Origin of the sequence: Arenibaculum sp. (assembly GCF_035998295.1) — a bacterium.
In the GTDB taxonomy this organism is placed as follows: Bacteria; Pseudomonadota; Alphaproteobacteria; order Azospirillales; family Azospirillaceae; genus DASYHS01.
Genome location: NZ_DASYHS010000277.1, coordinates 1 through 8,588 on the forward strand (window position 1 = coordinate 1; position 8,588 = coordinate 8,588).

Annotated in this window: 5 protein-coding genes; 2 read left to right on the forward strand and 3 right to left on the reverse strand. The window is 70.9% G+C overall.

What is annotated here, in order from left to right:
- Positions 1-1,109: GAF domain-containing protein (locus VGO20_RS25825; RefSeq protein WP_327505285.1), on the reverse strand; the 1,109-nt coding region annotated here is incomplete at its 3' end.
- Positions 1,110-1,359: 250 nt separating this feature from the next.
- Here VGO20_RS25825 and VGO20_RS25830 point away from each other — a divergent pair.
- Positions 1,360-1,806 carry a response regulator gene (locus tag VGO20_RS25830; RefSeq protein ID WP_327505286.1) on the forward strand — a complete coding sequence of 149 codons (447 nt, stop codon included), beginning with the start codon at positions 1,360-1,362 and terminating at the stop codon, positions 1,804-1,806.
- Between the two features lie 44 nt (positions 1,807-1,850).
- Entirely contained in the window at positions 1,851-5,723 is a 3,873-nt protein-coding gene (locus tag VGO20_RS25835; RefSeq protein ID WP_327505287.1) for a PAS domain-containing protein, read from the forward strand.
- A 30-nt stretch (positions 5,724-5,753) separates the two neighbouring features.
- On the opposite strand, the gene VGO20_RS25840 is transcribed toward VGO20_RS25835, so the two are convergent.
- Together VGO20_RS25840 and VGO20_RS25845 are read right to left on the reverse strand one after the other, a co-directional pair.
- Entirely contained in the window at positions 5,754-7,406 is a 1,653-nt protein-coding gene (locus VGO20_RS25840) for an acyl-CoA synthetase (RefSeq protein WP_327505288.1), read from the reverse strand.
- A 73-nt stretch (positions 7,407-7,479) separates the two neighbouring features.
- A partial coding sequence (locus VGO20_RS25845; protein ID WP_327505289.1) for a mandelate racemase/muconate lactonizing enzyme family protein occupies positions 7,480-8,588 on the reverse strand: 1,109 nt, incomplete at its 5' end.

Sequence of the window (8,588 nt, forward strand, 5' to 3'; positions counted from 1 at the left end):
GCCAGGTGCCCGCCGCGGCCCGACGGCCGCTGCAGCCGGATGCCCGCATGCGCCGCAAGCAGTTCGATCAGCTTCCACGCGTCGGCCCGGCCCGCGCGGCGATCCGGCTGCGGGGGCCTGTGGGCCAGCGTCAGCCGCCCCGTTCCGGACGCAAGCCGCTCGAGCCGGATCTCGATCGTTCCGGCCTCGTCCGGCGCTTGGCCGCCGGTCAGGAACTCGATCATGATCAGGCCCAGCGAGACCGCCAGTTCCGCCTCCACCTCGACCGGGTCCAGCCTCAGGTCCAACCCGAACTCGCGGTCCGTTCCGGAACGGAACACGGAGGCGCTCAACGCCCGCAGGTAGACGTCCAGCATCAGCCGCCGCCTCGGGGTCTCGAAGTCTCCCTGGTCGTGGACCAGGCGCAGCGCCTCCAGGCAGTGGCGGATGAAGACCAGGGGCGGCCGGGTCGCCGGGTCCCGCGTCCGCCGGAGCTGGATGTAGACGAGGTTGATGATGGCCTGCAGGTCGTTGCGCATCCGGTGCTGCAGGTCGCGCAGGAGCGCCGCCTGCTGCTCGGCCGCCAGGGCCAGGCGGTGGTCGGCCCTCGCGCGGTCCACCGCCGCGGCCAGCAGGTCGGCGATGCTCTGGAGGAACGTGACCTCCTCGGACGAGAAGCTCTTCCGTTTCGCCGAGCCCGCCTCCAGCACGCCGAACGGACCCTCGCGCCCGCGGATCACCACGTTCGCTACGCTCCGGATGCGGTGCTCCTGCAGGAGGCCGGCCGCACGGAAGCGATGCTCGCCCGCAAGGTCCTCGCTGACCACGGGCCTGCCGCTCTGCAGGGCGAAGCCCGCCGGCGAGCGCAAGTCGGCCCGGAACGTGGCGACCCCGACGATACCGGGTCGCCAGCCGACGCCGGCGCAGACGCGCAGGACGTGGCGGCTGGGCAGGAATTCCAGCACGTCGGCATGACCGATGCCCAAGCCCGACGCCACCATTTCGGACGCCTCCTGCATCAGGGAGTACAGATCCTCGGTGTGCGCGGCCCGGAGGGCCAGGTCGGCAACGACGACCTTCAGCGCCGTATCAAGCGCATCGATGTTCCGAGGGGGCCTCTGCTCGCTCAAACCTTCTCCTTTCACACGGCGTCCCGACGCGGTATCGGTTGGCTTGATATCCGAAAGTCCATTAAAAGTTCATCCACCACTTCGATAATGCGCTCTTTCCAGGGGCTATCCGGTTTCGACACTTTACTCTTTTTCGGAGACTGCGGGCGGACGCGAGCAGTGGTATTCGAAGGCTCGGTGGAGGATGTCCGGAGAGTGCGGCGTCCGGCAAATACGTAGGCACGGACCAATACTTGGGGGTTATCAGCGGATGGGGCGATACAAGGGTCGACTGATCGTCGCCGAGGACGAGGCCCTGGTCGCCCTGGGCATCCAGTTGATGTTGACGGATGCCGGCCACGAGGTCTGCGGCGTCGCGTCGACGGCGCCCGAATCGGTTCGGCTGGCCGAAATGCACGCGCCCGACCTGGCACTCGTCGACGTCCGCCTCGCGCACGGCACCGACGGGCTGGCCGCCGTGTCCAAGCTTCAGGCGCATCTCGGCATCCCCAGCCTCCTGGTCACCGCGCACGCCTCATACGCCGAGGCCCACGCAGCGGGCGCGCTGGGCTGGCTGCGCAAGCCGTTCAGTCCCGACGAGCTGATACGTATCGTGGACGCGGCGTTGGCATGGCTGCACGATGGCCTGGTCGAGGTGCCGGTGCCGCAGGGTCTGATCCTGTCGCATTGGCCGTCCAGGCGGCAGTATCGGCATTGAGCCGTCCGGCCGAAGATGCTGGCCGCCAACAGGAAAGGTCGAGCGTGGCCGCTGCCCAGGTCCCCACATTCGCCGCAAGCCTGATCGCCAGCGGCGGCGAGACGGGAAGGCTGATCGCGTCGCACGACTGGTCCTCGACCCCGCTCGGTCCGATCGAAGCCTGGCCGCAGAGCCTCAGGACCGCTCTCGGCATGATCCTCCTGTCGCCGGTCCCCATGGTCATGCTCTGGGGCGAAGACGGCACGATGCTCTACAACGACGCCTATTCGGTGTTCGCCGGGGGCCGGCACCCCGCGCTCCTGGGCAGCAAGGTGCGCGAGGGGTGGCCCGAGGTCGCCGACTTCAACGACAACGTCATGAAGGTGGGGCTTGCGGGCGGCACGCTCGCCTATCGCGACCAGGAGCTGACGCTCCACCGCCACGGCCGGCCCGAGCAGGTCTGGATGAACCTCGACTATTCGCCGGTTCCCGACGAGACGGGCCGGCCGGCCGGCGTGATCGCCATCGTCGTCGAGACCACGGAGCGCGTGCTCACCGACCGCCGGGCTGATGCCGAGCGACGGCGCCTGATCGGGCTGTTCGACCAGGCGCCGGGCTTCATCTGCATCATGCGCGGGCCGGAGCACGTCTACGAGTTCGCGAACCGCGCCCACGACCGCGTCTTCCAGCGCGAGAACATCGTCGGCAGAAGGGTCCGCGACGTCTTTCCCGACCTGGAGGGGCAAGGCATCTACGAGCTGCTGGACGAGGTCTACGCCACCGGCCGGCGCCACGTCGCGAGCGGCGTGCCCCTGCGGTACCGGTTCGCGCCGGACGGACCTCCCGAGGAGCGATTCCTCGACTTCATCTACGAGCCGATCGTCGAGGAGGACGGGACGGTCAGCGGCATCTTCTGCGAAGGCCATGACGTCACCGACACGCACCGGGCCCACGGGGCGCTGCGCTGGAGCGAGGCGCGGCGGGCGGAGCAGCTGCAGGGGCTGGCGCAGGCCGCCCTCGCCGTCGCGCGCGCGCCGACGCTCGATGCGACGCTCGACGAGATCACCGGGGCCGCACGACGTCTCGTAGGCGCGCACCAGGCGGTGGTCAGCCTCACGAAGGGGCCGGACTGGGCCCAGGCGATCAATGCCGTCGCCTTCAGCGACCATTACGCCCGGTGGCGCGACTATGCGGCGGTGACCGACGGCTCGGGCATCTACGCCTGGGTGTGCGAGGCGAACCGGCCGGTGCGCATGACCCAGGCCGAGCTGGTGAGGCATCCGCGCTGGCGCGGCTTCGGAGATCATGCGGCCGGGCATCCGCCCATGCGCGGCTGGCTCGCGGCGCCGCTGGTCGGGCGCGACGGGCGCAACCTCGGGCTCATCCAGCTCTCGGACAAGGAGGACGGCTCGGACTTCGAGGAGGCGGACGAGGCGATGCTGGTGCAGCTCGCCCAGATCGCCTCGACCGCCGTCGAGCAGACGCTGGCCGAAGAGGCGCTGCGCGCCGGCAACGGGCGGTTCCGCGCGGCGATCGACGCGACCGACGGCGTGCTCTGGACCAACGACGCCGGCGGACGGATGGTCGGCGAGCAGCCCGGCTGGGCGGCGCTCACCGGCCAGAGCTACGAGGAGTACCAGGGCTACGGCTGGGCCGACGCCGTTCACCCCGACGACGCCCGGCCGACCATGGACGCGTGGACCGAGGCGGTGGCGGAGCGCAAAACCTATGTCTTCGAGCACCGGGTGAGGTGCCGCGACGGTGAGTGGCGGCGCTTCTCGGTCCGGGCCGTCCCGATCCTGCGGCAGGACGGCTCCGTCGCCGAATGGGTCGGCGTCCACACCGACGTCACGGAGCAGCGCGCGGCTCAGGAAGCGCTGAGCGAAGAGAGCCGGATGCTGGAGACCCTGAACCGCATCGGGGCTACGCTCGCCGCCGAACTGGACCTGGAGCGTATCGTCCAGACGGTCACCGACGCGGGGGTGGTGCTGACCGGCGCGGAGTTCGGCGCGTTCTTCTACAACGTGCTGAACGAGGCGGGGGACAGCTACATGCTCTACACCCTCTCCGGCATCGACCGGTCGGCCTTCGAGGGTTTCCCGATGCCGCGCGCGACGGCGGTGTTCCGGCCGACCTTCGTCGGCGAAGGGGTCATCCGCTCCGACGACATCCTCCTCGACGACCGATACGGCCGGAACGACCCGCACAAGGGCATGCCCGAAGGCCACGTCCCGGTGCGCAGCTATCTCGCCGTGCCGGTCACGTCGCGCTCGGGCGAGGTTCTGGGCGGGCTGTTCTTCGGCCATCCCGAGCCCGGCCGCTTCACCATCAGGCACGAGCGCCTGATGGTCGGCGTCGCGGGGCAGGCCGCGGTCGCGGTCGACAACGCGCGCCTGTTCCAGGCCGTGCAGCGCGCCAAGGAGACGCTCGAGAGCCGCGTCGAGGAGCGCACGGCCGAGCGCAACCGGGTCTGGGCGATGAGCCGCGACCTGCTGGCGGTCATGGGCTTCGACGGATATCTCAAGGCCGTCAACCCGGCCTGGGGGGCGACGCTCGGTTTCGACGAGGCGACCCTGCTCGCGCGGCCCTTCCCCAGGCAGGTCCACCCGGACGATCACGCAGCCATCGCGGAAATGGTCGAGCGGCTCCGCCGCGGCGAGACGATCGAGCGCTTCGAGGACCGGCTGCGCCACGCGGACGGGACCTGGCGCTGGATCGCATGGACCCTGGTTCCGGAAGGCGACGTCTTCTATGCGGTCGGCCGCGACGTCACCGAGGAGAAGGAGGCGGCCGCACGGCTGGAGCAGACGCAGGAAGCGCTGCGCCAGGCCCAGAAGATGGAGGCCGTCGGCCAGCTCACCGGCGGGATCGCGCACGACTTCAACAACCTGCTCGCCGCCGTCGTCGGCAGCCTCGACCTCATCCGCCGCAAGCCGGGCGAGGTCGAGAGGGTGAGACGGTTCGCCGAGGCGGGCCTGCAGGCGGCCGAACGGGGCGCCAAGCTCACCGGGCAGCTCCTGGCCTTCTCGCGGGCGCAACGGATCGAGCCGAAGCCGGTGATCGTCTCCGATCTCGTCGCCGGCATGCGCGACATGGTCTCGCGCGCCCTCGGCCCGCTGGTCCGGCTGAACCTCGACCTGGCGGGAGACGGGGCGGTGCTGTCCGACCCGACGCAGCTCGAAATGACGGTCCTGAACCTCGCCATCAATGCGCGCGACGCGATGCCGGAAGGCGGCGATCTCGTGATCGCCACCAGGGTGTGCTGGATCGGCGAGGATGCCGAGCTCGGCCCCGGCGACTACGTCGAACTCGCGGTGAGCGATACTGGAACGGGCATGTCGCCCGAGGTGGCGGCCAAGGCCTTCGACCCGTTCTTCACGACCAAGGGCGTCGGCAAGGGCACGGGCCTGGGCCTGAGCCAGGTCTACGGCATCGCGCGGCAGGCGGGCGGGACCGCCCGGATCGAGAGCCGCCTGGGCGTCGGCACCACCGTCAAGGTCGTCATGCCGAGGACCGGGACGCCCGTCCCCCCGGACGCGGAGGCCGGCGGGGAGGATGGAACGGCGGCCGGCGCGTCGGCCACGATCCTGGTGGTCGACGACGATCCCGACGTCCGGCGCGTGCTCGTCTGCTCGCTAGACGCGCTCGGCTACCGCGTCGTCGAAGCGGCGGACGGGCCTTCGGGACTGGCGGCGCTGGAGGAAACGGCGCCGGACCTGATGGTGGTCGACTTCGCGATGCCCGGCATGAACGGGGCGGAGATGGCCAAGGCCGCGCGCCGGCGGCGGCCCGACCTGCCGATCGTGTTCGCGAGCGGCTACGCCGACACCGCGGCGCTCGAAAGCGTCGCCGGACCGCGCGCGCCCGTCCTGCGCAAGCCGTTCCGCATCGAGGACCTGCAGGCGGCCCTCAGGGACGCCATGGCGCATCGGCCGTAGCGGCGGGCCTCCGGCCGGGAATGCGCCCCGCTAATCGGTCGGCGCCCTTCGTGCCTCGTCGCGCAGGAGGAACTTCTGCACCTTGCCGGTGGAGGTCTTGGGGAGCGGGCCGAACGTGACGTGCCGGGGGCATTTGAAGCCGGCCAGCCGGTCCCGGCACCACGCGACGATCGCGGCCGCGTCGATGCCGGCGGCCTCGGGCTTCAGGGTGACGAAGGCATGCGGCGTCTCTCCCCATTTGGGGTCGGGGCGGGCCACCACCGCGGCCTCCAGGACGCCGGGATGTTTGTAGAGGACCTCCTCCACCTCCAGCGAACTGACGTTCTCGCCGCCCGATATGATGATGTCCTTGGACCGGTCCTTGACCTCGATGTAGCCGTCGGGATGGACGACCGCGAGGTCGCCGGTGTGGAACCAGCCGCCGGCGAACGCCGTCCCGGTGGCGGCGGGATTGTCGAGATAGCCCTTCATCACCGTGTTGCCCCGCAGCATCAGCTCGCCGATGGTGGCCCCGTCGGCCGGCACCGGCGCCATCGTCCCGGGGTCCAGAACGCTCGCGTCCTCCAGCATGGGATGGTTCAGGCCCTGGCGCGCCATGAACGCCGCCTTCTCCTCGAGAGGCAGCTCGTCAAGGCCCGGCCGGGGCACGCACACCGTCGCGGGCCCGTAGCTCTCGGTCAGGCCGTAGAGATGGGTCACGCGGAACCCCATCCTCTCCATGCCCGCGATGACCGTGCTCGGCGGGGCCGCCCCGCCGGTCGCCACCTGGACCCGGTGCCCGAAGCGGACGCGATCCTCCTCGGGCGCGTTGATCAGCATGTTGAGGACGACCGGCGCCCCCGACAGATGCGTCACCCCGTGCTCGGCGATCGCGGCGAAGATCCGCTTCGGCTCGACCCGGCGCAGGCACACATGCGTGCCGCCGGCCAGCGTCACCGCCCAGGTGTGGGACCAGCCGTTGCAATGGAACATCGGCAGCGTCCACAGATACACGCTGTCGGCGTTCAAGCCGAAGGCGAGCGCGTTGCCGCAGGCGTTCAGGTAGGCGCCGCGGTGATGGTAGACCGCGCCCTTGGGGTTGCCCGTCGTCCCGGAGGTGTAGTTGAGGGCGATGGACTGCCACTCGTCCGCGGGCAGCTCCACCGGCGCATCGGGGCTTCCGGTCGCCAGGAACGCCTCGTAGTCCGCTTCGCCCAGCCAGTCGCCGCCGCGTCCCTCCGGGTCGTCGATGTCGATCACGAGCGGCTTCGCGTCCAGGAGCGACAGCGCGCGGCCCACGACCGGGGAGAACTCCCGGTCGGTCAGCAGCACCTTGGCGCGCCCGTGCCTCAGGATGAAGGCGATGGCCTCGGCGTCGAGACGGACGTTGAGCGCGTTGAGAACCCCGCCGGCCATGGGGACGCCGAAATGGGCCTCGAGGAGCTCGGGGACGTTCGGCGCCATCACGGCGACGGTGTCGCCCCGCCCGACCCCGCGCCGCCGCAGCGCCGAGGCGAGCCGCCGGCAGCGCGCCGCGAACTCGGCATAGGTGTAGCGCCGGCCGCCATGGACGACGGCCGTGCGCCCGCCATGGACCCGGGCCGCCCGCGCCAGGAAGGAGATCGGCGACAGCGGCACGTGGTTGGCCTCGTTGGGCGCAAGGTCGCCGGCCCCGATGCCCGGCCCTGCGATTGGTTCGTCCATCCCGGTCTCCTCCCGTCCGTGGTTCCGGCCCCGCGGCGCCGATATACGAGGCTATCCCATCTTCGGGCGGGCATCAGCCGACGCGATAGCGCTGCAGCTTCTCCCGGTCGATCGCGATGCCGAGGCCCGGGGCGGCGGGCGCGCGCAGCATGCCATCCTTCACCGGGGGCGGTTCGGCGAGCAGGTCGTCGACCAGGTTGAGGTGGAAGCACAGCTCGGCCGGCAGCCCCTGCGTGGCCTGGTGGGCGACGCAGAAATGCAGCCCGGCGAGGACACCGATGCCGCTGTCTCCCTGGCTGCCCGACAGCGGCCGGACCCGACGCGCCAGGCAATGGCCGAGGATGTCGCGCGAGACGCGGAACCCCGTGCGCGCGGTCTTGATGCTGACGAGATGCACCGCGCCGTCGTCGATCTCGCGGGCGACCTCCTCGGGCGTGCGGCAGCTCTCATCGCCGAGGACCGGCACGGTCGTCGCTCCCGCCGCCAGCCGGCGTCCGGCGCGGTCATGGGCATGGCACGGCTCCTCCGCCCAGGCGATCCCCCACTCCTCGCACAGGCGCAGCGTCCGCACCGCCGCGTGGCCGGTCAGCCCCTGGTTGGCGTCGACGTAGAGGAGCGCCGCCGGCAGGGCCTCGCGCACCGCGCGCAGCATCGCCGCATCGCGCGCGAGGTCGAGCCCGGCCTTGAGCTTGAACGCGGTGATGCCGTGCGAAGCGTTCATCTCGAGCGCCTCGTCGCGCACCGCTTCCGGCGCACCCAGACCGCAGACATAGGTGACGGTCGCCGTCTCCCCCCAGCCGCCGAGCAGGCGGTGGCACGGCATGCCGAGCGCCTGCCCCATTATGTCGTGGAGCGCCACGTCGAGCGCGCCCTTGACGGTGTTGTTGTGCTCGACGGTCCGCAGGCGCTCCCACACCCGCTCGATCGCGAACGGGTCCAGCCCCGCCAGCATCGGCCCGAACCACTTCTCGACCGCGCCGACCATGGAGACCTGGGATTCCCCGTAGAAGAACGGCCGCGACGGCGCTTCGGCGCGCCCGACCAGGCCCTCGTCCGTGTGCACCTCGATCAGCACGTGCTCCGTCTCGGCAAGCCGCCCGGCGGCGAAGCCGATGGCGCGCCGCAGCGGCAGCGTAAAGGGAATGCAGTCGACACGCTCGATCTTCACCGGCCCGTACCTCC